General features: G+C 36.7%; 21 protein-coding genes. All 21 read right to left on the bottom strand.

Annotation, left to right across the window (positions count from 1 at the left end):
- Positions 1–98 precede the first annotated feature (98 nt).
- The 21 genes from NSQ14_RS15050 to NSQ14_RS15150 all read right to left on the bottom strand — a co-directional run bounded on the left by NSQ14_RS15050 (position 99) and on the right by NSQ14_RS15150 (position 23,778).
- Positions 99–1,727, bottom strand: coding sequence for a hypothetical protein (locus tag NSQ14_RS15050; protein WP_346216543.1), 1,629 nt, complete (start codon positions 1,725–1,727; stop codon positions 99–101).
- Positions 1,728–1,743: 16 nt separating this feature from the next.
- On the bottom strand, positions 1,744–3,135 hold the full coding sequence (locus NSQ14_RS15055) for a vWA domain-containing protein (RefSeq protein WP_346216544.1): 1,392 nt from the start codon (positions 3,133–3,135) through the stop codon (positions 1,744–1,746).
- Positions 3,136–3,215: 80 nt separating this feature from the next.
- Entirely contained in the window at positions 3,216–3,425 is a 210-nt protein-coding gene (locus NSQ14_RS15060; protein WP_235819669.1) for a hypothetical protein, read from the bottom strand.
- Between the two features lie 20 nt (positions 3,426–3,445).
- Positions 3,446–4,378 (bottom strand): type II secretion system F family protein, encoded by a 933-nt coding sequence (locus NSQ14_RS15065; RefSeq protein ID WP_041846094.1) that lies wholly within the window; start codon positions 4,376–4,378, stop codon positions 3,446–3,448.
- 10 nt (positions 4,379–4,388) lie between these two features.
- Complete coding sequence (locus NSQ14_RS15070) at positions 4,389–5,315, bottom strand: type II secretion system F family protein (protein ID WP_041846093.1); 927 nt, start codon at positions 5,313–5,315, stop codon at positions 4,389–4,391.
- Complete coding sequence (locus NSQ14_RS15075; protein ID WP_034772282.1) at positions 5,312–6,664, bottom strand: CpaF family protein; 1,353 nt, start codon at positions 6,662–6,664, stop codon at positions 5,312–5,314. The genes NSQ14_RS15070 and NSQ14_RS15075 overlap by 4 nt, the downstream gene beginning before the upstream one ends.
- 12 nt (positions 6,665–6,676) lie before the next feature.
- Positions 6,677–7,828 (bottom strand): AAA family ATPase, encoded by a 1,152-nt coding sequence (locus NSQ14_RS15080; RefSeq protein ID WP_095142694.1) that lies wholly within the window; start codon positions 7,826–7,828, stop codon positions 6,677–6,679.
- 72 nt (positions 7,829–7,900) lie between these two features.
- Positions 7,901–8,647 carry a Flp pilus assembly protein CpaB gene (gene cpaB, locus NSQ14_RS15085; RefSeq protein ID WP_346216545.1) on the bottom strand — a complete coding sequence of 249 codons (747 nt, stop codon included), beginning with the start codon at positions 8,645–8,647 and terminating at the stop codon, positions 7,901–7,903.
- Positions 8,648–9,962: 1,315 nt separating this feature from the next.
- Positions 9,963–10,745 carry a Cof-type HAD-IIB family hydrolase gene (locus NSQ14_RS15090; RefSeq protein WP_244996649.1) on the bottom strand — a complete coding sequence of 261 codons (783 nt, stop codon included), beginning with the start codon at positions 10,743–10,745 and terminating at the stop codon, positions 9,963–9,965.
- 154 nt (positions 10,746–10,899) lie between these two features.
- Complete coding sequence (locus NSQ14_RS15095) at positions 10,900–11,727, bottom strand: hypothetical protein (RefSeq protein ID WP_227203116.1); 828 nt, start codon at positions 11,725–11,727, stop codon at positions 10,900–10,902.
- Positions 11,728–11,891: 164 nt separating this feature from the next.
- Entirely contained in the window at positions 11,892–13,136 is a 1,245-nt protein-coding gene (locus tag NSQ14_RS15100) for an aminopeptidase (protein ID WP_346216546.1), read from the bottom strand.
- Positions 13,137–13,299: 163 nt separating this feature from the next.
- Complete coding sequence (locus NSQ14_RS15105) at positions 13,300–13,449, bottom strand: hypothetical protein (protein ID WP_176458941.1); 150 nt, start codon at positions 13,447–13,449, stop codon at positions 13,300–13,302.
- Between the two features lie 100 nt (positions 13,450–13,549).
- Positions 13,550–14,455 carry a TIGR01777 family oxidoreductase gene (locus tag NSQ14_RS15110; protein WP_095142144.1) on the bottom strand — a complete coding sequence of 302 codons (906 nt, stop codon included), beginning with the start codon at positions 14,453–14,455 and terminating at the stop codon, positions 13,550–13,552.
- Positions 14,456–14,702: 247 nt separating this feature from the next.
- Positions 14,703–16,448: an adenine deaminase gene (gene ade, locus NSQ14_RS15115; RefSeq protein ID WP_095142143.1), complete on the bottom strand. Its 1,746-nt coding sequence runs from the start codon at positions 16,446–16,448 to the stop codon at positions 14,703–14,705.
- Positions 16,449–17,032: 584 nt separating this feature from the next.
- Complete coding sequence (locus NSQ14_RS15120; protein WP_216406759.1) at positions 17,033–17,548, bottom strand: PTS sugar transporter subunit IIA; 516 nt, start codon at positions 17,546–17,548, stop codon at positions 17,033–17,035.
- A 53-nt stretch (positions 17,549–17,601) separates the two neighbouring features.
- Positions 17,602–18,096: a hypothetical protein gene (locus NSQ14_RS15125; protein ID WP_095142141.1), complete on the bottom strand. Its 495-nt coding sequence runs from the start codon at positions 18,094–18,096 to the stop codon at positions 17,602–17,604.
- A gap of 10 nt (positions 18,097–18,106) precedes the next feature.
- Complete coding sequence (locus tag NSQ14_RS15130) at positions 18,107–18,895, bottom strand: MurR/RpiR family transcriptional regulator (protein ID WP_095142140.1); 789 nt, start codon at positions 18,893–18,895, stop codon at positions 18,107–18,109.
- 138 nt (positions 18,896–19,033) lie between these two features.
- Positions 19,034–20,359 (bottom strand): 6-phospho-alpha-glucosidase, encoded by a 1,326-nt coding sequence (locus NSQ14_RS15135; protein WP_216406756.1) that lies wholly within the window; start codon positions 20,357–20,359, stop codon positions 19,034–19,036.
- A gap of 16 nt (positions 20,360–20,375) precedes the next feature.
- The gene (locus NSQ14_RS15140; RefSeq protein WP_346217126.1) at positions 20,376–21,986 is read right to left on the bottom strand and encodes an alpha-glucoside-specific PTS transporter subunit IIBC; all 1,611 of its coding nucleotides are present in this window, start codon (positions 21,984–21,986) and stop codon (positions 20,376–20,378) included.
- 686 nt (positions 21,987–22,672) lie between these two features.
- Complete coding sequence (locus tag NSQ14_RS15145; protein ID WP_095142139.1) at positions 22,673–23,419, bottom strand: HAAS domain-containing protein; 747 nt, start codon at positions 23,417–23,419, stop codon at positions 22,673–22,675.
- Positions 23,416–23,778 carry a PadR family transcriptional regulator gene (locus NSQ14_RS15150; protein ID WP_041846085.1) on the bottom strand — a complete coding sequence of 121 codons (363 nt, stop codon included), beginning with the start codon at positions 23,776–23,778 and terminating at the stop codon, positions 23,416–23,418. Before NSQ14_RS15150 ends, NSQ14_RS15145 begins: the two co-directional genes overlap by 4 nt.
- Positions 23,779–24,162: the final 384 nt, after the last annotated feature.

The raw sequence follows: 24,162 nt of genomic DNA on the forward strand, positions 1-24,162 counted from the left end.
TTATGACAATAGTTCCAAACCCGAGCAATACCTTTAGTTGTTTTTAGGTACCTTCAATTGTAGATAAAGAATAGAAATACTTTTCAAAAAATGTTCTGCTATCCCCCAAATAAACTTCCAGCTTTTTTAAACATTGAAGAAACACCACTTTTTATTCTCTTACCAAGTTTCTTAGCCCCACTTACAATTCCATCATAGGTAACCTTAACAGCATCCCTGACTGCAGTTTTAATTTTCCGACCAGTTTTCGTACCGTTTATTAAGTAATTTACAATAAAACCTGTTCCCAAACCTGCCACGGCTCCAACAATTGTACCAACAACAGGAACTGTAGACCCGGCCACAGCACCTGCTATCGCACTCGATGCAAGGCTCCCTAAAGCAGTTGAACCGACGCCAATTGCTGTATCTACCGTCACATCTGCAGCAAAATCTGTTGAAGCGTATCCTAAATCACTCTTCCTTCCCCACTTGGAATAATCAATTAAATTGTTGGATGATGACAGAAGAACGTTGACAGGTCCATTCAGTTTTAACAAATTTTTGGCCTTATAAGCATCTTTCGAGAAGATATTCCAAGATTCTTTTACAGAACCTTTAACACTTTCCCAGACATGACCAATCCTTTTTGATTTAAAAAAGGAGTCCAATCTTTCTTGCCCTATATGTCTGGAATATGAACCAAAAGCGGTTTCTTCTCCTTTATGCTTGTAACCTTTATATCTCTCGTAAAACCAATTAACCACTTTATTATCCAGTTTATTTTTTCCTTTAACACCATACTTTCCGTTTCCTTTTTCGTTAAACATAAAGCCTGCATAGCCCGCAGCAGATGCCTGAGCAATTTTATCAGCAAATCCAAGAATATAAGTCTTATAATCTTTAAGAACCCCTGCTATTTGACCAACGATCCCTCTACTTGTATCCGTTGATTTAAATAGTAAATTTATTAATGAGGGTTCTTGACTACTTTCTCCAATTAGTTCATTACCATTTGAAGGTCCATTTCCATTCTTGCCTGAATTGCCTCCACTAAGGCCTTGACCGCCATCTGTAGCAGTACCACCATTTGGGCCTTGACCACTATTAGTTGCTTTCCCGCCATTTGGACCCTGACCACCATTGATTGCGGTGCCGCCGTTCGGGCCTTGGCCTCCATTGATTGCCGTGCCACCGTTCGGGCCTTGGCCTCCATTGATTGACGTACTGCCGTTCGGGCCTTGACCTCCATTGATTGCCGTGCCGCCATTCGGGCCTTGGCCTCCATTGATTGCCGTGCCGCCATTCGGGCCTTCACCGCCGTTAATTGCCGTGCCGCCATTCGGGCCTTGACCTCCATTGATTGCCGTGCCGCCATTTGGACCTTGACCGCCTTGTATCGCAGTTCCCCCAAGCACCGGATGTCCCAATACCGGAGGCGCATTTGGTATGATAAAAGTTCCGTATGTTAAGGGAGTCGCTGGAACAATAGGCTGCCCGGAGATTAATCCGGAAGAACCACTGACACTTTCTCCACTCTTTACAGCCTTACCCGGTTCATATACTTTGCCTGGAATAATAAAGGTACCTCCCTGAATCGGCGTACCCGGGGTAATTGGTTTCCCCGGGACAATGGGTGTTCCCGGAGTAATATATGCGAAGGCACTTACAGCCGGAAACACCGTCCAAAAGATTAGCATGGAGGCTAGCATTAAATATAAAATTCTTTCAAGTTTCCTTCCTCTCAAATAATCTCACCCCAACCTATTGGGTATTGGCATTGTATTTCTCCTGTAACTGGTTAATTGCTTCATTATAGTTCTGTTCATTTAATGTTTTAAGTTCTTCTTTAAATTTTTCTACCTCACCATTAATCCATTGGTGGTACTTGGTATTCTTTTTAGTTAGGTATTCATAGGACTCTTTACTAAAAAGTTTTTCCTCATACAGTTCGCTAAGTATTAAATAAATATTCACTTTTTCATCAGTAGCTTTACTTCCTTCATCAGTAATATAGTTAAAAATGTCTAAACTATTTGAAATTTTTCGTCCTTCAAGATGTTGTTGACCTTTTTCAAGCCATTCTTGCCATTGACTGGTTAAATCATTTAATTTCTTCAACTGTTCCTGAAGTTCACCCTCGTTGGTTACTGTGTCATATATCCCGTCAGTGGCTGCTGCAATTTGTTTTAATTGATTTTGTCCTTCACTATCCACATCAAATCCAATAACATTTATGATTGGTGATATATTGGATGAATATAAATCTTTAGCCGCTTCAATTGGCTGATCTTCACATGTATCAATTCCATCACTGACTAAATAAACGATATTTGTATTATTGGCTCCATCAAAGGATGCTAAGTCATTTTTCGCCTCCCGCAAGGCTAAACCAATCGGCGTCCAGCCGCTTGGTGAAAATTTGTTAAGTGCTGCTTGGAACTCACCCTCATTATAATTGGATATTGGATAGACAAGTTCACTGCTGCTACATGACAATGCTTTGTCAGCGTCTGAACCTGTTCCCTTATGACCATAAACCCTGATTCCAACTTTGGCGTCTTTCGGAAGTTTACTTACAAAATTGAGAATCGAATCCTTCGCTGATGCCATTTTTTCCTTTCCATTTATTTTTTGCGCCATACTACCAGAAGCGTCAATAATAAATACAACATTTAAGTTATCTTTAAATTGATAACGGCTATCCGTATTTTCCGGGCTGCCTAGTGCCTCAAACTTTAATCGGTTAATGAGATTTTCCGGTCCCTCATAATCTTTTTGCAGTTTTCTTAATAGTTCACGATAAAAATAGTCTAATTCCTTCTTACTTGGATTTCCGGATATATCCGGTAAATTACTTATAATCTTCTTTCGTTCATTATCAGATTCAATTTGTTCAAGTGTAATATTTGCATATTCTCCAATAGGTAATTTAGCAAGGTCCGTATACGTAGAAGGCAATGGCTCTACTTGAATATTTTCTGTTGTTTTTTTCACTTCTTTGTTTTCATTTTTGGTTTGCTGAGTACTATCTGCATTAGTTTCTGTTGCTTCCTCTAGTTTTTCTTCTACTTTTTCCTTATGATTAGAATTGCAACCATATAAAACAAAAAATAATATGGTGAGTAGTGTAATGTGTTTGATGGTAAATTTCAAATTATACTCATCCTTTTCAGTCTAATTTATAAAACAACAAAAATTTCCTTAGGTATTTCTAAATTCCTTGAACATAATTACTAGCCTACCATCTCAGTAATCTTTTTAATAATATTCTTAATGATTTTTCCTATTGACTCTTCTTCATTACTTACAGCCTGCGAAATAAGCCCCAACACGAGGATTAGCAATGCTGCCAAACCCAACCATTCCAGTGATTGTGCTCCTTTCTCATTTTTCACCGGATGCATCATTTTAATGTACAGACCTAATAATTTTTTCTTCATCATTCACTCTCTCCTTTTCTTTTTTACTCAAAAAATGTAAATAAATTTTTGTTTTGTGAAAACATATTCATGATCATCAATCCCCCGATAAATATGAGGGCTGATGGCATCACCAGAAATGTAGTAACAAGCGTAATCTTTGGCGAAGCTTTTGCCGCCTTTTCTTTGATTTGCTCTTTTTTCATTTTGCGCATTTCCTCTGAAATCTGCTTAAACGTTTTAGATATTGGGACACCTAACCTTTCCCCCTGAATCAATGAGCGAATGAGCAATTGAAATTCCCTGCTATCATTGCGTTCAAGCAGCGCCTGATATGCATCCGACCTTGGAACACCAACATCCATTTCTTGAATGAAACGGCCGAATTCTTCCTTGATAGGTCCCTCAAAATACGGGACAATTTCCCTTAATGCTTGATCTAACCCAACTCCGGCTTGCAAGGTTACGCTCATTGTATCCATAAAATCCGGAAGCTGGTACGATAATTCCTCCTGCCTTTTCTTTGCCTTGTTTTTTAACCAAAGGATGGCCCCCATATAGCCGAAAACAGGATAAAGAATAACCGTAAATTGGGAAAAAGGAAATCTGAGTACAAGTGAGACAGCCCCGATAAAGAAGCCTAATATTAATAAAAATATCTTTAAGCCCTGGAATCTTGCCAAGGTCAATCGATATGGAAAACCAGCTTGAGTAAGTAGTTTTCGAACGTCATCATTCTCACTGAAAAAATTTATTCGTTGACCAAGGTCAGAAAAGTCATCCGCAAATTCAAACATTTTTGCAATCAATTTTTCTTTTCTTGTCAGTCTTCTTTCAAATGTGTACGGGATAAAGGTTTTTTCTTTTATGTCTTCTTTGAGTTCATGTTTTTTCATTAAATACAAATAGAAGTTTCTCAGTGCAAGTGCGAAAAATCCAAGTGCCAAAATAATAAAGATAACAATTAATCCATCCATAATTTTATTTTCACACCTTTATATTGGTAATCTTTCTAACAAGAAGAAAGGTTCCAACCGTTCCTAAAAGAAACAATGCAAACAAGACTAAACCTACTCCTGAAAATAGCGGGTCTAAAAATCCGTCAACCACATTATTCATCATTAGCACCAAGAAAATAGGGATAATTGGAACGATATACGCGACATAGCGCTGTTCCGCTGTCATTGTTTTGATTTCCTGTTGGAGGAGATTCCTTTCCTCTAATGTTTCACTCATTTCATCTAATACCGCATACAAATTACCACCTGCCTTTTTTTGAATAAGTAATGTAGCAACAAAAAGTTGAAATTCTCGAACATTAATTCTTTTCTCCATTTGCCGTAATGCTGTATGAAAGTCGACACCAAGAGATAGTTCATATGCTAATCGTTTAAATTCTGCCTTTGCCGGCATCGAAATTTCCTGGGCAACTAGTTGAATCCCCTGATTTAAGGTCATCCCTGAACGAGTCGTGTTCGCTAATGTACGACAAATTTCCGGTAACTGTTGAATAATTTTTTGCTTCAGCTTTCCTTTTCTCATGAAAAAGATTAGTCTTCTTGCTCCTTCAAGAAGGAGTGCGGAAATAAACAGGGCTAATGGAAATTCAACATTAAACATATTATGAAGTAAAAAATTAATACCAAAGTAAGAAACGATAATTGCTCCAATGTATTCCGACGGTGTAAAAGGAATGTTTGCAACTTCCAATTTTTCATATATTGGTTTGGCTATCTCAGTTTTATCAAAGCGGTCCCCTAAAACGACAATAAAACTTTTCCGCTTTTTACCATCATTGTAAAAATGGTCAACGTTTTTCTTCCAATCCCGCTTTTCTTTTCGGTAATCCAAATAAAAGTAACAAGCGATAATAAATACAAATACAGCCATTGTTGAGACGAGCCAATAGGTCATGATACCACCTCCTTTTCTATTGGTGTAAATGCGGCTTTCGGTATGGTAACGCCAAAAACTTTCAATCTATCTAAACATTGCGGCACATAGCCGGTTGGTGTGAAATAACCCTCGATGCTCCCATCGCTCCGAATACCAACTCTTTTAAACTGAAAAATTTCTTCAACGGAGTAAGAGCCATCTGCATTTTTTCTTACTTCCGATATCGAAACAATTTTCCTTGTTCCATCTGTTAATCGGGTTGCTTGAACAATAATATCAAGAGCTCCGACAATATATTCCCGAATAATATGACTGGGGAGCTCCATCCCCGCCATGACGACCATCGCTTCAACCCTCCGCAATGCATCATCCGGAGAATTCGCATGAACGGTTGTAAGGGAGCCTTCATGACCGGTGTTCATAGCTTGAAGCATGTCAAACGCTTCCCCGCCCCGAACCTCACCGACAATAATTCGATCCGGCCGCATCCGTAGGGCGTTTTTCACCAGTTGCCGAATGGTTATCTCCCCACGTCCCTCCACATTGGACGGTCTTGCTTCTAAGCCGACAACATTTGGACGGTCTAATCTAAGTTCCGCTGAATCTTCAATGGTAATTACCCGCTCGCCATGCGGTATGGAATCAGCGAGGACATTTAACAAAGTTGTTTTTCCGCTACCTGTTCCGCCGGAGATGAGTGTATTCATTTTCGACCGGACAATTCCATCCAGAAACTGTGCCATCGCAGAATTCAATGTATAAAAGTTTAACAAGTCAGCCATTTTGAAGGGTTCTTTTCTAAACTTTCGGATTGACACCAGTGTTCCATTTAAACTGATTGGCGAAATAACAGCATTAACACGGCTACCATCCGGTAATCGTGCATCAACCATAGGTGAACTTTCGTCTATTCTTCTCCCTAGAGGTGAAATAATCCGGTCAACAATATGGCGAACATGTTCATCATTACGAAACTTGACTTCCGTTAATTCAAGTTTTCCTAGTCGTTCGACATACACTTCATTATAGCCATTGATTAGTATTTCTGTTATTGTCGGATCATTGATTAGCGGCTCCAAAGGTCCAAACCCGACTGATTCATCTAAAATTCGCGTAATCAGTATTTCTTTATCTTTTCTTGATATAATGACTTTTTCTTCGGACATAAATTGACTGACAATCTGCTCAATTCGAAGACGCATTTCCCCCTGTGATAATTCAGTAAGGGATTCGAGATTCGTGTCCCTCAGTAACCGTGCCTTGTAATGCTCTACTAACTCATCGACGAAACGATTTTCGTATTGATATGATTGAATATTGGGTTTGGCATTCAGTTTTTGCCTGCGATTTTCAAATAATGATGACATTTTTTAAACCCCCTATTTTAACACCGAATGCGCCCATTTTCTAATATCCTTTGCAAAGGGAATCAGCCTTCTTTCTTTCGCCATTTTCCGTACAGGTTCCCCTTTATTAACAAAAGGTTGTAACCCCTTTATATCTCTTCTTATTTTGGCTTCGATAGGAAAACGGACGATATCCTTCAAATCTTTTTCTTGAACTTCATTTTCCTTCCCAACATGGTTTAAAATGATGCTCATCCTCGATTTTAATTCAATTCCTAATCGGATTGAGAGTTCCTCAAATTGTTTTAGTACTTTTAATGATGGTGTGTCCGGTACTAACACATAATAAATTTTATCGGATTCCTCCAAAGCAGTTACGACTTGGTTATTGATAAAAGATGGAAGATCAATGATAACAAAATCGAAACTTCTTCTACAGGTTCTCAGAAGCTTCGTTATAAAATCTTCTGATAAAGTTTCGGCCACTTCCGCATCGCATGGACTGATTAATACATCCATTTTTGAAAAACTCTCCGTTTGGGAAACATTGCGAATATGACCTTCATTCAATTCTCTGATTACCGGGGCTAAATCGGCAATCGATCGGTTAGAATTTATTGATATGACCGTCTCAATTCCGCCAAATTGCAAATTCAGATCAATTAAAATCACCTCAGCCGTCGATTCCAACTTCAATGTTTGTGCGAATGTTGATGCCAATACGGTTTTCCCCGTTCCCCCGCTACCGCTGAAAAAAGAAATGATTTGACCGCTCCCTCTTACAAAAGTGAAAAAGGTTGTGTCCTGATTGTCCTTGTTCAATTCATAGTTTTTTATAATCGTAGGAAGTTTAGCGGCAAATACTCCTTGCTCTTCCGGGAAAACAAAAAACTCCGTTGCTCCGGCTTTTGTAATGCTCCTTAGCAAGGTAAAGTCGGAAGTTTTTGCAATAAAAATAACTAAAGTTGATGGGCTTGCCGTTTTTATAAATTGAATGTTCTCCACCGCTATATCATTTGTTGGCTGAATAAATATGACGATATCCTTCGCTTCCCGGTTTATTTCGCGGACAACGTCAACCGGGTTCACAATTTGGGTTTGGATATGTTCCCCAATTATATTCAGTATTTGATTTTGTATAATTTCATCATCACTTACTAATAAGAGCTTTACGTTATCTTCCACGTTTCATTCCTCTCCACCTTCAAAACAAGATTTATAGAAAATTATGATCAGCAATTCTTATAGATTATGGCTTTATGGATTTTCCTGTTGTGCCGGATTTTCATTCAATTGTTGCTCAGTTCCGTTTGGCTCAGTTCCGGCTTGTATCTCTTGCCCTTGGGTTTGTTGTTGCTCTGTTTCTGTCGGTTGACTTTCTATTTGAGTTTCTTCTTTTCCAACATTCGCCTTTAGCACTCGAATATGATCAGCATAATTTTGTATATTAATTAATTTAGGTGCATCATCTAAAGGCACCTCTAATGCGACACCGACAAAATCTTTCCCTTTCCCCTGAGCCCATGCTACCGGGACATCTTTCATAAATAATTCTGTTTTCTTTTCTCCTTTTTCCTCTTTGGAAATAATAATATCAACGCGGTCATTCGTTGTGACAACTTGGTCAAATTGAACCTTATCCGATCGATACATTGCCACTAACCGATGATTTGCTTCCCTTAGTTCTGTTGCAGGCTTAAGCATGTTACCGGTAATGATATCATCCTCTTCTAAAGGGACAACAGTTACCATGTTGATGAGTTTTTTCTTATCCGTGATGTAGGAATCTAATACATATCGATTGGGGATTTCCATCGTTTTTATTTGACCTTCCGTTATTAATGTTCGCGATGGAATACTCCCTGCTGCTACATAAATCTTCGTCATCCCGCCAAGCTCTGCATTTAATGTTCGAACTTTGTCATACACTAAATATCCTGCAATTGCAGCCAGAACGAATGCCAAGAGTAAAAATATCGTTGCTCGCCTCTTTGACTCTAACATGCTACTACCTCATTTCTACGCCTTAAGTAAAACGGTTGATGATTTTTACACTTTCCCCGGTAAAGTGAAACTTCCATCCGTGGGGGGGTTACTCCCCATGGTTGGTTAGTTGAACCAATCGGGCACTTATTGCACTTATCTTCCTCCCTTACATCTTGGATTTCTCTTAAAGCATAGAGGAAGATTTAGTGACCGTTTGTGCGGGATAAAGTGAAAATTCCAACAGTGCGGATTTGCTTCATTCCCCCTGTTAGTTAGTTAAAGCAATCAGACCTTTACGAGTAGTTCATCTCCACCTATTTTCATTGTAACTTGAGGCTGGTGTCCTACTACCCGTTAAGATGGGACAAGTAAAATATATAAATTTTAAAAAATTATTATTACTTGTTTTAATAAATACCAATTAATTTAAAGTTCGTCAATATCTCAAAAAATATGTCGAATTTTGTCTTGTTCTTTTATCCTATATTTATTGTGAAATCGAGATAATTTTAGGAATAAAGTCTTAGGTCATTTTATTCTCACTTTTGACAATCCTTACCATATTTTGTAAAAACAATATTGTTTTTTTACAAATATTACAATTCGTGGGGCTTTATTCCTCTTTTTTTAATGCCTTTGTTATTTAAACAAATGACAGTTTTCGACAAAAACTTTTTGTGCAAAAGTAAAATAAGAAAAGCGCAGAGCGCCCGCTTAGCGACGTACAAACTGGAGCGCCCCGCAATGAGAACAGATTTGCTTCCTCGAATAGGCATCGCACGAAGAAAAAGCGATTAGCTTTTTCGAGGAAAAGGAAACACGGCGAAGGACGAGCCGATGTTGACTTATCGTAGTGGAGGGGAGTGAAGTTTGCTAGTCGCTGGCGCTCGTAGCTAGACAATAAAACTAATCCCAAGTTAATTGCCTGTATTTTTATACTTTCTTATACTATAAAGAAAACTCGGCGATTGCCGATCCTTTAGGCGAAAGCAGAGCCGTAGTCAGCGAAAATACATTTTCGCTTGCGAGGTAATGCTACCGAAGCTTCTCTAGTTCACCGAAAAAATATAAAATTTTTTCGGCTGCGATGTATTCCAGTGAAGCTTTCCTTATGCGCTTATACTTAATTCTTAAAATTTCCAACTACGTCGAATTCGCTTCTTTGCTGGAAATTTATACTTTCTTAACGTATAAAAAAAGCGACTGTTCAAAAACAATCGCTTGATGATGATTCTCCTTTAATCCAGAAAAGGGAATGAATGTGTTTGCATATTTTCCATTGTTCATATTCATTTAAATTTGGCTTCAACTTTTTGAAAACAACCTTTGAAAATTAAATTAGCCCCATCATTTTCAAACCGTGTTGTATCCCGTCATGATCCACTGACTTGGTTACGTATTTCGCTACAGATTTTACTTTCTCTTCGGCATTCCCCATTGCAACACTATTATGAATGGTAGAGAGCATTTGCATATCATTGAGACCGTCGCCAAACGCATATTGCCGTTCTTCTGGAAAGCCTAGTTTTTCAATAATTTTTTCAATGCCCTTCGCTTTTGACCCACCTTTGGGGAGGACATCAACTGAAACCGGATGCCATCTGACAAAATCAAATTCCGGAAAAGCCGTCTCATATTGTTTTTCCTCTCCCTCAGGACAAAACAATAACGCTTGGTACAATTCACGCCCTACATAATATTCCGGATCAAGCGAAGGATAGCGATCAATTTTCAAAGTGTTGATACTTTCTTTCACATAGGGATGTTCCGGAATGTTGGTTTTCATATCTTTATGATCCATATATGCCACGGGATAATGATGACTCAGTGCTGCTTCTGTTAATTTTTCTACAGCATCCGTCCTCAACGGATTTTTGTACAGTACTTTACCATTTAATACAACATATTGTCCATTGTAACTAACATATGTATCAATCCCCAACTCTCTCCGCAAATTTTCAAACATAAAGGGTGCTCTTCCGGTAGCGATGGCAACTATATGCCCTTGTTCCTTCAATTTAAAAACGGCTTCTTTCGTTGAATTGGGTAGTTTTTTGTTAGAATCAAGTAACGTTCCATCAATATCAAAAAAAATTACACTGCGATTTTTTGTCAATGCACTCACCTTCAAAATATGTCTTTCTCTTAGTTTAAACGTTGAAAAGGATTTCATGTCAACAATTATTAAGAAATTGAATAAAAAAAGAAAAGCTCAGGGCTTCCGAGCTTTCATTTTCTGCCTGTTTTTAGTGAGAGAAGGAGAAAACTGTTTAATTTTTATCTATGAAACTTTCTACTTCATTCATCGCCTGCTCATCATCCATATAAGCGATGATTTTCTCGATAATCTTTTTATTTTCCAGCATTGCTTTGCGAAAATCTGATTCGACTTTATGATCATCAGTTTCACTGATATCATCAATAATCAATTTTGCCAAAATTACACGCATTACATGGATGTCGTCAATCTCTACAACCCGCTGCCAAGCTTCTTCTGTCAGAACAAGATTTTGTTTTTCATAAACATATCCGGCAAAAGCACGTTTTAAGTACTCAATCGGTTGCATATAGAGTACCTTTTTAAACAAATCTGCATTGACATCAGTGAAAAATCTATTTATGGCATAGGCAACCATTTTTATCTTCAATTCCTGTGCTTCCGTTAGTGCGACTGAATCACCGTCATAGTACAAAAACGCATCTTCATCTGCCATATACGTTTTCCCATCCGTATTTTGCTCAGCTAACTGTAGAACATGAGCAATTCGAAAATGAAACAGCGATAACTTTTGTTCAATTCTTTCCAGTTCACCCTGCAAAAGCGTGTCAATATTACTTGACAATTCCGGAAAATGAGTTTTAAATTTTTTAGCAACTTCTTCCACTGGAATATATGTTTTTATTTCGCGACCAGTAAACATCATATCAAGCATTGCAGTTCCCAGTTGCCTCTCAACAATGTGCGGATGCCCGGGAACTTTGCCGAAAACGTCCATGAAAGAAAATTTTTCAGGTGGCAAACAAATCCACGTGCCTGCAATTGCCCGAATCAAATCGGAAGCCAAATATTTTGGTCCGGTTTCAGTTTTACAAGCCATGTTTATCAACCCATCTATATCATTTGTTAAATTCAGATAATAAGTAAATAATTTTACGGCACCAACCATATTCGGTAATGAATAAGTCTTTATTGGTATAGATAAGTTTTTTTGCACTTTTTTATAGAAAAAAGGGGGGAATAGACATCGCCCCCTTTTTTACATTAAATCGCCCAATCCCCGTTACGGAAAACGGGTACGACTGTGCCGTCTTTTTTAATGCCATCGATATTCATTTCACTGGAACCGATCATGAAATCAACATGAACATGAGATGTGTTAATTCCTTTTGCTTTTAACTCTTCTTCACTCATTTTCGTACCGCCTTCTATATTCGTTGGATAGGCAGAACCAATTGCCAAATGGTTAGAGGCATTTTCGTCAAATAATGTATTAAAGAAGGTTATTCCTGACTGAGAAATTGGTGACGGATCCGGAACAAGCGCAACTTCCCCTAAACCTGTCGCACCTTCATTTTCAAAAACGAGTTTCTTAATAACTGCATCTCCTTTTTCCGCTGAGATATCAACTATTTTGCCATCTTTAAAATGAACTTCAATTCCTTCAATTAATGTTCCTGCATAGCTAAGTGGTTTGGTGCTACGAACAACACCATCCATCCGACGGGTATCAGGCACGGTAAACACTTCTTCTGTCGGCATATTGGCGATGAAAATTTCTCCTTTAGGATTACGGCTTCCGGCACTTGCCCAAATATGATTTTCCGGCAATCCTAACGTCAAATCCGTTCCCGGTGCTGTATAGTGGAGGGCACTAAACTGAATTTCATTTAGTTTATCTGCTTTTTTCTTCAATGTCTCTACATGTTGGTCCCAAGCAGTAATCGGATCATCTTCATAAACACGACAAGTTTTGAAAATTTGGTCCCATAACGCATCAACTTGTTCTTCTGTTGTGGCTAAATCCGGAAATACTTTTGCAGCCCAACCGGCACCGGCTGCAGCAGCAACTGTCCATTTTACTTCATCATTTTGAGTTGCTGTCAGTTGTGTCTTAAATGCTTTTGACGCTGCTTTTTGATATGCTGTTATTTTTTCCGGATCAATATCATTTAATAATCCCGGATCACTTGAAACAATGGAAAGCCGACTAACCCGATGATTTAAGATATGATCTTCAACTTCTTCAATTTCATATTTTGGAATATCCGTTAGTACTTCTGTCGGTTGGTGTTGATAATGCATTTTACCAATGGCATCATCACTCCATTTTACGACCACTTTTTCGGCTCCTAATTTATAAGCTTCTTCTGTAATTAAGCGAGCGAGTGGGGCTTGGTCCACAGTAATCGTCATTTTTACCCAGTCACCCGGTTGCACATTAATTCCTTTTACAGCAAGTAGTTTCGCATATTTCTGTAAATTCTTTTCAAAGTTTGGCAAAACCATTTGTCATTCCTCCATTCAAATATGTACATATTCTATATCAACATAGTTTTCCATTTTCTGCAAGTATTGAACAATGTATTAATTTTGTTTTGATGAACGCCAATTCAATACATATATAATAGTAGAAACTGGAAAAAACCATTCCTAAAATGGTAAATTTTCATTATTTATTTGTTTTATCTGTTTGATTGTTTGAATTTTTTAGCAGAGGTTGTTTATGAAATTTGGTCAGCTCATCATTTGTTTGTAAAACAGATGAACCTAAATTATTATTCAATGCACCTTCTTCGTTTAGTCTTTCTTTTTTTGCCATAAAATTACCTCCAAATCTGTATAATGATTTCCTTATTTTATCCGTTTATTTTAAATGCAATACATGATCAAGAGGGAACTAGACTTTTCATAGTAAACAATTACTTTTTCACAAGCAAATCTTTCAATGCTTTTTCAACGGTGGGAAATTCGAATTCAAATCCTTCGTCCAGTAACACGCTCGGTAAAACCTTTTGACCTTCAAGGACAAGCTTACTTTTTTCTCCAAGAACAAGTTTTAATAAAAATGAAGGGGCCGGGAACCAATGAGGTCGCCTTAATACAAAGCCGATTGTCCGGCCCAATTCCTCCATTTTGACAGGATTTGGTGCGACAACATTTACAGGCCTGCGAACACGTTCATTTTCCATAACAAACACGATAGCCCGAACGGCATCTATTACATGAATCCAAGATACCCATTGTTTACCTGAACCAACTGTCCCGCCGGCAAACAATTTATAAGGTAAAGTCATCAGAGGTAATGCACCACCGTCATTGCCCAGTACGACACCAAATCGCATAAAAACCGTTCTGATGCCGAATTGTTCAGCTTCTTTTGCCTTCTTTTCCCAATCAATAACAGTCTTGGCCAAAAAGTCATTCGATCTGTCCGGTGATTTTTCCGTATATATTGCATCGAATGAAGACGGATAGATACCGACTGCACTTGCATTAATTAAGGTCGCCGGTTTCTGAGGCAAAAGCTTAATAATTCGTAATAATTCTTCCGTTGCTTCCATCCGACTTTGGTAAATTTCCTTCTGATGTTTTTTTGTCCATCTTCCGTCATTAATAGATACACCGGCTAAATTGATATAGACATCCGTATTTTCTAACTTTTCCTCAAGATTTGATGATCCGTTTAGCCAAGTCACATATTCCACATTTGGAAATAAACTTTTTCCACTTCTTGTTAACACAATAATTTCATGCCCTTGTTGTATAAGAATATTCGTTAACTTATTCCCAATAAAGCCTCTCCCTCCGGCAATAACAATTTTCATGCCCCTCACCCCTACCCCTAAAATGATTTACAGACTTTTGAAAAACTATTCCGGCTAAATCAACGACAATTGATACAAAAAACCGGTTTATCCGCCATTCTTCGGTCTTCGTTCAAAACATCTCAATAGATTATATTTATCAAAGCATAATTTTTATGAATGATGTAATTATTTTGAATTGTTAGAAAGGGTTTGACTGCAGTGAGTGCCCTTCCTTTTTTTAATATAAAGTGGAAACTATATACCTTTATACAAGTAGTGGAATATGCTTAAATTCGCTAACATCAAACAGCCCTTGATCGGTAAGTTTTAATTTCGGAATGACCGGTAAGCTTAAAAATGCAAGTGTGATAAACAGATGTGGCAGCCGACCATTCGTTACAAGGTCTAAGGAGGCGTGCAAATTTTCGATCTCCTTCAGCACTTCCGGATAAGGTTTATTCGACATAAGTCCTGATATAGCTAATTCTAGAGTGGCTAACACTTTCCCATTTTGAACAACAACTAATCCGCCTTGAATGGCTTGGATTACTTCCACTGCTTTCAAGATATCCCCGTCATTCGTTCCGGCAACTATCAAATTATGCGAATCATGTCCGACCGTTGAAGCAACCGCGCCTGATGTCAATCCAAGCCCCTTCACAATACCTAAACCAATATTTCCCGTCAAATGGTGCCGTTCAATTACAGCTAATTTAGCTAAATCTTTTTCTGCGTCAGGTGAAAAAATGCCATTTTGTACCGGAACTTCTTCAATTAATTTATTCGTCACAATTTGATCCGGGATAACTTCAATGATATGGGCCTTTTGATGAACACCCATGGCAAGTTGTAAGTCTTCTTCTTTTATCTTATTTACCCGAACCGATTTCATTAATTTTTCCCTCGAAGGAATTGGCTGAGCACCATCAATTTTCCCTGTAAATGTTCCCGCTTCTGCAACCAACTTTCCGGCTTTGAAAACTTTTGCGATTTCAAGAGTCTTCAAATCTTCCAAAAAGACAAGATCTGCTTCAAATCCCGGAGCAACTGCACCTTTCGTATTCAAGGAAAAACATTCAGCAGCGTTTAATGTAGCAAGTTGAATTGCCTGAATCGGGTCCATGCCATATTGAATAGCCAAACGTATGTTATGATCAACACTGCCTTCATTAAGCAAATCATCTAAATGTTTATCATCCGTGCAAAATAAAAATCTTCTGGCATTAGAAGGGGTAACCATTTTGATTAGTTGTTTCAGGTTTTTTGCCGTTGTTCCTTCACGAATCATCACATACATTCCTCTGGCGATCCGCATTTCTACTTCATTGCTGTTAACACATTCATGATCGGTTGTGATTCCGGCTGTCCGGTAAATATTTATCCCGTTCTCATCAAAACCGGAGCCGTGTCCATCAATTTGATTCCGATGTATTTTTGCTGATACAATTTTTTTAAACATTTCTTTATCATGATTTTTTACACTGGGAAAATCCATCACTTCTGCAAGTCCTAACACACGCGGATGAGCATAAAAGGGTTCCAGTTGTTCATTTTGCAGAACTGCTCCTGAGTTTTCAAAAGAGGTTGCAGGTACACACGAGGGCAACATGACAAATACATCTAAATCCAGTCCTTCCGAATCATGTAGCATAAAGGAAATTCCTTCTGTTCCTGAGACATTGGCAATTTCATGCGGATCGGTAATAACAGTCGTAACACCGTGGGGCAAAACAACTTTGGCAAATTCTTTCGGGGTAACCATCGATGACTCAATATGAACGTGGGCATCAATAAATGATGGAGCAATATATTGACCTATTGCATCAATGACGTGTTTCCCCTCATATTCCCCGATGCCAACAATGATTCCATCTGTTATCGCAATATCCGCCTGTTTAATTGTCAAATTAAATACATCGACAATTTTTCCGCCTTTAATTACGACATCAGCAGGCACACGTTTGCTCGCTGCATCTATCCTTCTCTTTAATGATTCCATTTCATTTTTCATCTGTGTTCCCTCCGTTTTTAACTAATTATTTTACCATTTTTATAAAAGATTACAAGTTATGTTGACAAAGTTGCCATTTGTCTATAATTTAGAGGGATTCTTAATCTGTGTTAGAAAAGCGGAAGAAAAACTAACCTAATTGGGTTAGCAAATTGCTTGTTGTTTGAGAAAAGATTGTCGTAAAAATATGGGTCAATAAGAAAAGCGCAGAGCGCCCGCTTAGCGACGTACAAACTGGAGCGCCCCGCAATGAGATAAAGGAAACACGGCGAGGGACGAGCCGATGTTGACTTATCGTAGTGGAGGGGAGTGAAGTTTGCTAGTCGCTGGCGCTCGTAGCTAGACAATAAAACTAATCCCAAGTTAATTGCTTGTATTTTTATACTTTCTTATACTATTAAAAAAAGAACCTAGTCACTTTTAGGTCCTTTACAATTAGTAATAGCCGGGATGCATTATTTCGATTGTTCCTATCATTGGTCAAAAAACAGTAAACAACATGACCGACATAATGATCATATATCATACGGCTTGTCTGTATTTACCTTCTTCAGCTTCTTCTTTATGAACTTATGACAACCGCATTAAGGTGAAAAATTTGGAGCCTTTAATTGAAACAGTACTGTTTTTCCTGCTTCTACAGTATCCAGTTTATTCCAGACTAAAGTGTAATGATTGTTTTCATTGTTTGTAACAACAAGAGGAATAACAGACTTTTTGCCATTTGCTTCAATCTTGGAAACATCAACTTTCATGATAGGTTGACCTAACTCTACTTCTTCATTAACAGAAACAAAGGGTGTAAATCCACTTCCATTTAGTTCAACGGTATCTAAACCAATATGAATCAATAGTTCAATACCATTGTTATCTTGGATTCCAATTGCATGAAGGGCATCTGCCAACATTACAACTTTTCCTTTCACCGGGGATACAACTATAGTATTTGCAAGCTCAGGTTGCACGGCAGCTCCTTCACCAACCATCTTACTAGAAAAAACAGGATCAGGAACTTCATCCAAACTAAGAAATTTACCAGTAACAGGTGCAACAACGTTAATCAAGGTAGAATTGTATTTTTTTAAATAATTTTTTAGCATATGACCATCTCCAAAATAAATAAAATGATTATAATTATATTTCGATAACCGTTTTAAGAAAAACTAATTCGAAATAAAGCAAAGCCACATAGTAAGGAAAATAATAATAAAGATGCGGATAATATTGTTAAATGTTTATACCGAAACATTATATTCATTTGCAATACATGTCTTAATCTCAAATTCATTCTATATAATGTAATCCCGGTAATAGCTGCTAATAATAAGTTCGTGACGACAAGTTGAGAAATAAGTAAAATCCATAGTGTAAAACCAATGTACTCTTGGTCATCCCCAGTTTCAAAATCAGGATAAATGGTAATGAGAATATATGCCCAAGCTAAATCGACAAGTGCAACTAAAAATTGGATATTATTCCAAACATTTTGATATAGATATTCAGAAAATGTCAATCCTTCCCCTACCAATGAGAGCAAAATGTATGTTCCGAATAAAATAGGAACAAGAATGACCATGATAACTAATAGTTTATATGACCTTTTGGCTGTTGAAAAAGGGAGAAACAAATTTTTTACTATCGTTTTCATTTAAATTTCCTCATTCTTTACTTATATTCAAATATGTTTCTATATATTTTATATACAAAAGTTCACATAATACTTGTAAAGAACCCATTGAATTTGCTTCCGGAGTAGAATTATCAGTTGTTTTTTTCATGATTTCCACTGATTGATAATATAGATTATAGGTAGCTAAAGAGGCTAATTGATTATTTTTAAAATCCGTTATTGAAAGAGTAGGTACATTATTTAGTTTTAAGATTCGTAAGCTATCGATGATATGCTCAATCTTACCACTTAGTGAAATAATGATAATGAAATCGTCTTTTGTATAATTTGGTAACATCAATTTAAACTCGGTATAATGCTGAATTAATATGATTGGACGGTTACAACTAAAAAGTACTCGCATTAGTTGCTCACCGGCTAATTTTTGTGCCCAACCGGTCCCATATATATAAACATGTCGGGCATCTTTAAGACATTTTATTATTTCTTTTGTGTTCGTATTTTGAAAATGTTTTAGGGTATCGTTAATGCTATTCTCAAACAATTCAATATAATTTTTCTTGCTTTTAAACTGTTTAAAGTCAATTTTATTAGATAGATCATTCTTTAAAGCAAATTTAAATTCACTATAACCTGAAAAGCCTAGTTTTTGTGTCATTCTTAATATTGATGATGTTGACATATTGCACTTTTTTGATAATTGTGTAATACTCATGTTTTGGCATTCAACTTTATGTTCAAGAATATAGTTTAATACATATAAATCATTATTGTTTAAATTCTCGTAGTGTTTATTAATGATGGCTACTAGTTCCATCGTCTAACCTCCTCATTAATGGAAAAACCAATTATTATTAATTATAACAAAATTTGAACAGAATACCCTGTTATATTTTGCTATAACAGGGTATTATTCTATTTTCGAGGAGGATAAACGATACGCTAATCATATTTATTAATACAGTTCAGGCCAATATTCTTTATTAGCTTCAATTAAATCATCTAAAATTTGCTTTGCCACACTTGCGCTAGGTACAGTTTTAGAAAGGGTTAACGCTTGCCATAATTTTTGATAGGATTGTTCAATCCATGCATCTACAACTAATTTTTCAACTGCCACTTGTTGTTCCATTAAACCTTTTTGGAATCTAGGTATTGTTCCCATTGTTAATCTTTCGGGTCCATTTGATCCCACTATACATGGTACTTCTACCATTGCAGTTGGATCAAAGTTTTCTATAGAACCGTTATTTTCAACAATAATTAACATTCTTTCATGTGTGTTATATGCAATTGCTCTTGCCAAGTCTATAATATAGCCGGCATGTTCATCCGATATTTCCAGATCAAAACCTTTCGTAGATTGTTGCTTAGCAATTGTACGACACATACTAAATACTTTCTTTTCACGACCCGCTCTTATTTCATCGACACGTGTATGGTTTGGGTCACTATGCTCAACAACATAATCTGGATACAAATAATATTTTAAGTAAGTATTTGGAAGAGAATCAGGATCTAAAGCATAAACATCTTTTACTTTTAAGAAAGTTTGTTTCCAACTTTCTTCCCATTGACTTTCATCACCAGGAGGAAGATAACCTTTTTCTGCTACATATTCTTTAAGTTTTGGCATTAAATCATTACCGTCTTTATCCCTTATCGCTTCCCACCAACCAAAGTGATTCAAACCATAATATCTAACTTCCATGTCTTTGTATGATTCTAAACCAAGTATTTTGGCCATATTATTTTGAATAGCAATTGGCATATCACAAATATTCAATATCTTTGAGTTTGGTCTTAATCTTCTCGTAGCTTCTGCAACAATCGCTGCAGGGTTAGAATAATTTAACATCCATGCATTTGGAGAGTATTTTTCCATATAGTCTAAAATCTCCAATACTCCGCCAATTGATCGCATACCATATGCAATTCCTCCGGGACCGCATGTTTCTTGACCTAAAACTCCATATTTTAGAGGTATTTTTTCATCCTTATCTCTCATTTCATATTTTCCAACACGGATTTGTGCCATGACAAAGTCAACATCAGTAAAACCAATTTCAGGATCTGTCGTTGCTAAAAACTCTATATCTGGAGCATTTTCTTTTATAATTACCTCTACTGCATCAGCAATGATTTTTTGCCTTTCACCATCGTTATCATATAATTTAATTTGGCGAACAGGAAATTTTTCCAAGTTGTTTAATAATGTTAGAATAATCCCCGGAGTATATGTGCTTCCTCCACCTGCAATAACTAATGAAAACTTTTTCATTTTAGTCCACCTCTAGTTAGTTTATTTCTATATTCATTAATCTTTCAAATTCTTCTCGAACTTGTGGTACAGACAAACCTATAATAATTTGTATTGCTTTACCATTTCTTACAACTCCGTGAGCCCCAGCAGATTTAAACACTGAATCAGTTGCTATCAGTGATTCATCATTAACCGTTACCCTTAATCTAGTTGCACAGTTAGTAACACTTTGTATATTATCACGACCACCAAGGGCCTCTAAATAACTTGCAGCGGCTAATGTAAATTGACTGCCACCACTCTCACTGCTTGCTGTTGCGACTTCATCTCTTTGTCTCTTTTTGTAGTCTTCTTTTCTATATAGTTTAGTTTCTACTTGATCAGGTTCACGTCCTGGTGTTGCAAAATTGAATCTTTCTATCAAAAACTTGAATACAAAAAAGTATATGACCATAAATAATAATCCAATAACGATTTGTGTAACATATGTTGGCCAATGGTGTTGGAATAGTGGTAACCAGTTTTGCGTAACCCAGTCGATTAAACCACTGTTAAAGTTACCAGAAACTCCAAATGCATACATAATTGTATTCATTGTTGCAGATATCAAAGCGTAAATAACAAATAAGATAGGTGCAACAAAAAGGAATGTAAATTCAAATGGTTCGGTAATACCTGCTAATATAGCTGTAAGAACGGCTGGTATTAATAGTGCCAAAACTTGCTTTTTCTTTTCCGGTTTTGCAGTAAAATAGAATGCCGCAGCAACCCCAAGTGGAGCAAAAACTTTTTCAGTACCAAACATTAAAAAGGCACCTTCTGGAAATAACTCTTTAATTGGCTGAGTCGATGCAGCAAATTCATTTAAATGCTGTAGCCAATATTTTTGAAGCCCTTCATCAACTGCAGCCGGTCCCCAAAGAAATGGCATATAAATAAAATGATGTAAACCGGTTGGTATTAGCACTCTGTTTAAAAAATTATAGATCCAAATACCAATAACTCCAGCAGATACCATAAAATCTTGTAATCCTGAAATACCTTGTTGTACGACTGGCCATACATAACAGGTTATTAACGCTAATGGAAGCATAATAAAAAATCCAATTAACCCTACAAGAGAAGAACCTTGAAATACACCTAACCATTCCGGTAATTTTGTTTCAAAATATCGATTATGAATCCAAACAGATATAGAGGCTATTAATATTGCACCGAGTATATTGGTATCCAACGTTTTTATACCAGCAATCATATCTAAACCTGTTCCAGAGGCGCCTTTACTAATATCAATTGAAAAGTCAACGCCAAAAGATGGTCCCCAAAATGACAATATGCTATTAATAAAGTAATTGAATGTTAAATATATTAATAAAGCTTCAATTCCTGCTCGAGCTTGTGCTTTTTTAGCTAACCCTAAAGGTAATGCTGCAACAAAAATAAGCTCCATTTGGTTAAATATGGTCCATCCTCCATTTTGAATTGTTGTCCAAAATTTATACCAAAATGAATCTGAATCAGCAAGTCCTCCCACAATGGATGGGTTTGTTAGCATAATGGTAATGGCAATGATAATACCTGAATACGTAAAGAATAGGACCGGAGTAAACATTGCACCTCCAAAACGTTGCATGGTTTGCATAATTTTACCGTTCAATACCATTCACCTCACATTTATTATTTTTTACCTAGTAAAAAAACCAAAAATTAAACTACTCGAGTAAATTCAATTGCTTTTTGTGCGATATCGCTTACATTTCCATATTAAAACGCTTTCGAATTTGCCACAATAGTTTTCAGGAATTATGGGAAATAAACTGCAGTCTGAAAACCTTTTCATTATCTGAAAAAATTACCAAGAGGCTATGTATTTTTTATTTAAAATTTATTCAGTTTCGTTAGGTTCCGCAAAATAGTGGTTTGTCTGGTCGAGCGAGGTATTATGATTTGGTAAAGAGGTTATGTAATCTGTACGTGATTTAATCCTTAGACTGCTTGGAATAAAGTGCCTTATTAAAAAAGATAACTCCTGCGTCCGAGCCTTTGGCGACTCGTATCGGTTATGCCGAAAAAAGGGAAATTTCTCCAGTCCGGTGTATATGTTGAAAAAGCCACTGCTTTTTCAACTGAGGAGCCCGTGTTTTCGAGGCCATCCCTGTATTTCGTAGGATTCCTTTACGTGGATACATAATCCTTAAAATTTTCCTCAACAAGCAAATTAACATTTTCAGGTGAAAATTTATAATTTCTTAACGTGTAACAAAAAATCAGTTTCTGACAACTCTGGGACAGAAACTGATTTTGATATTGTTATCCGAACAAAGTGAATTGTTACTCAAAACGATTTTCTTTCCTATTTACGAAAAATAAATAGATTAGTATCCCTAATAAAGAAATTAAATGGGAAATAACCATTTGCAGATCTTCCTTAAGCGGTGTAAACATTAAAACATACTCCGGTAAATAAAGAAATATTGGAATGACAATCAGTACCAACGATTTACTCCAAATGGAACCACCAATAAAAATCAGAGCTGAAAGGCAGAACAGAACAATATTTCCCGTAGAATTAAAATGAATGACTGTTTCTCCATAGCGGTTATCCAACCAAATTAATAAGACAAAACCACCAATTTGAATAGCTGATATCAATAATAAAACGATCCAACCAACGGACTTTTTACGGACACCCGACAAAAATTTCATCGTCTTCATTAACAGCAGTAGGAAACAAACAGTTAGTAAAGGATAACCAATGAGTTCAAACCATGAATAGTCAGTGTCCCGGTTGATTACGTCCCCCATTAACACAAAAGCAAAGACACCGAGAATCATCATTGCCCCATACCCTGTCCATTGCTTGATATCAAACTTCATTTCGTTTGCAAACTGTTCCATATATTCCTTTGGAGAATTGCCGATAATATCTATAATGGATTTTCCCTTTTTTTCTGCTTCCCATAAATGATCTTCAAGTTCTGCCACAATATCTTCAATTTCTTGATCAGATTTTCCGGTTGAAAAAAGATACAGACGTAAATCTTCAATAAACTTTCTACTTTCTGGAGATAACTTCACTTTTCAATCTCCCCCTTTGTTTCTTGATCTAATAGCATATTTACACTGGTGGAAATGTTCATCCAGATTTCTTTAAATTTTTCCAACTCCTCCAGTCCTTTATTTGTAATGTAATAATACTTTCGTTGAGGTCCTCCCGATGGAACCGGCTTAGTTTTTACTTCCACTAATTTTTCCTTTCTCATTCGTAACAGCAATGGATAAATACTCCCTTCTTTAACCATGATAAAACCGTATTTTCCAAGTTTTTCAATCATTTCATATCCATACGTTTCACCTTTTGAAATAATTGCCAATAAGCATCCTTCTAAAATTCCCTTTAATATCTGACTGGATTCCAACGCATTCCCTCCTTTCATTGATAAAACTATCTTGCTATACAATATAGTAAACAAAAAAATAAATATGTTTCCCAAACAGCAGACTAATTTGTATTGCAATATAGTTAAAATATAATTCAGAATCATGCGTTTGTCAAGCATATTTTACAAAAAAAACAATTAATTTTTCCTCAAGCATTCGTTTAGAGCACAGTTAACAGATAGACAAAGGTTGAAGGAAAGTGATTGCTGTTGAATAATGGGACAGAGTTGTTGAATTTTGCTTCTTCACTGTTGAATTTGCAGGGTGAATTGTTGAATTTTGCTTTTTTACTGTTGAATTAATGCTAGTTCACTGTTGAATTCACGGGGGAAACTGTTGAATAAGGAGTAGCATTGTTGAATTCCGGGGGGTATTTGTCT

The sequence above is a fragment of the Caldifermentibacillus hisashii genome (assembly GCF_039654145.1).
GTDB lineage: Bacteria > Bacillota > Bacilli > Bacillales > Caldibacillaceae > Caldifermentibacillus > Caldifermentibacillus hisashii.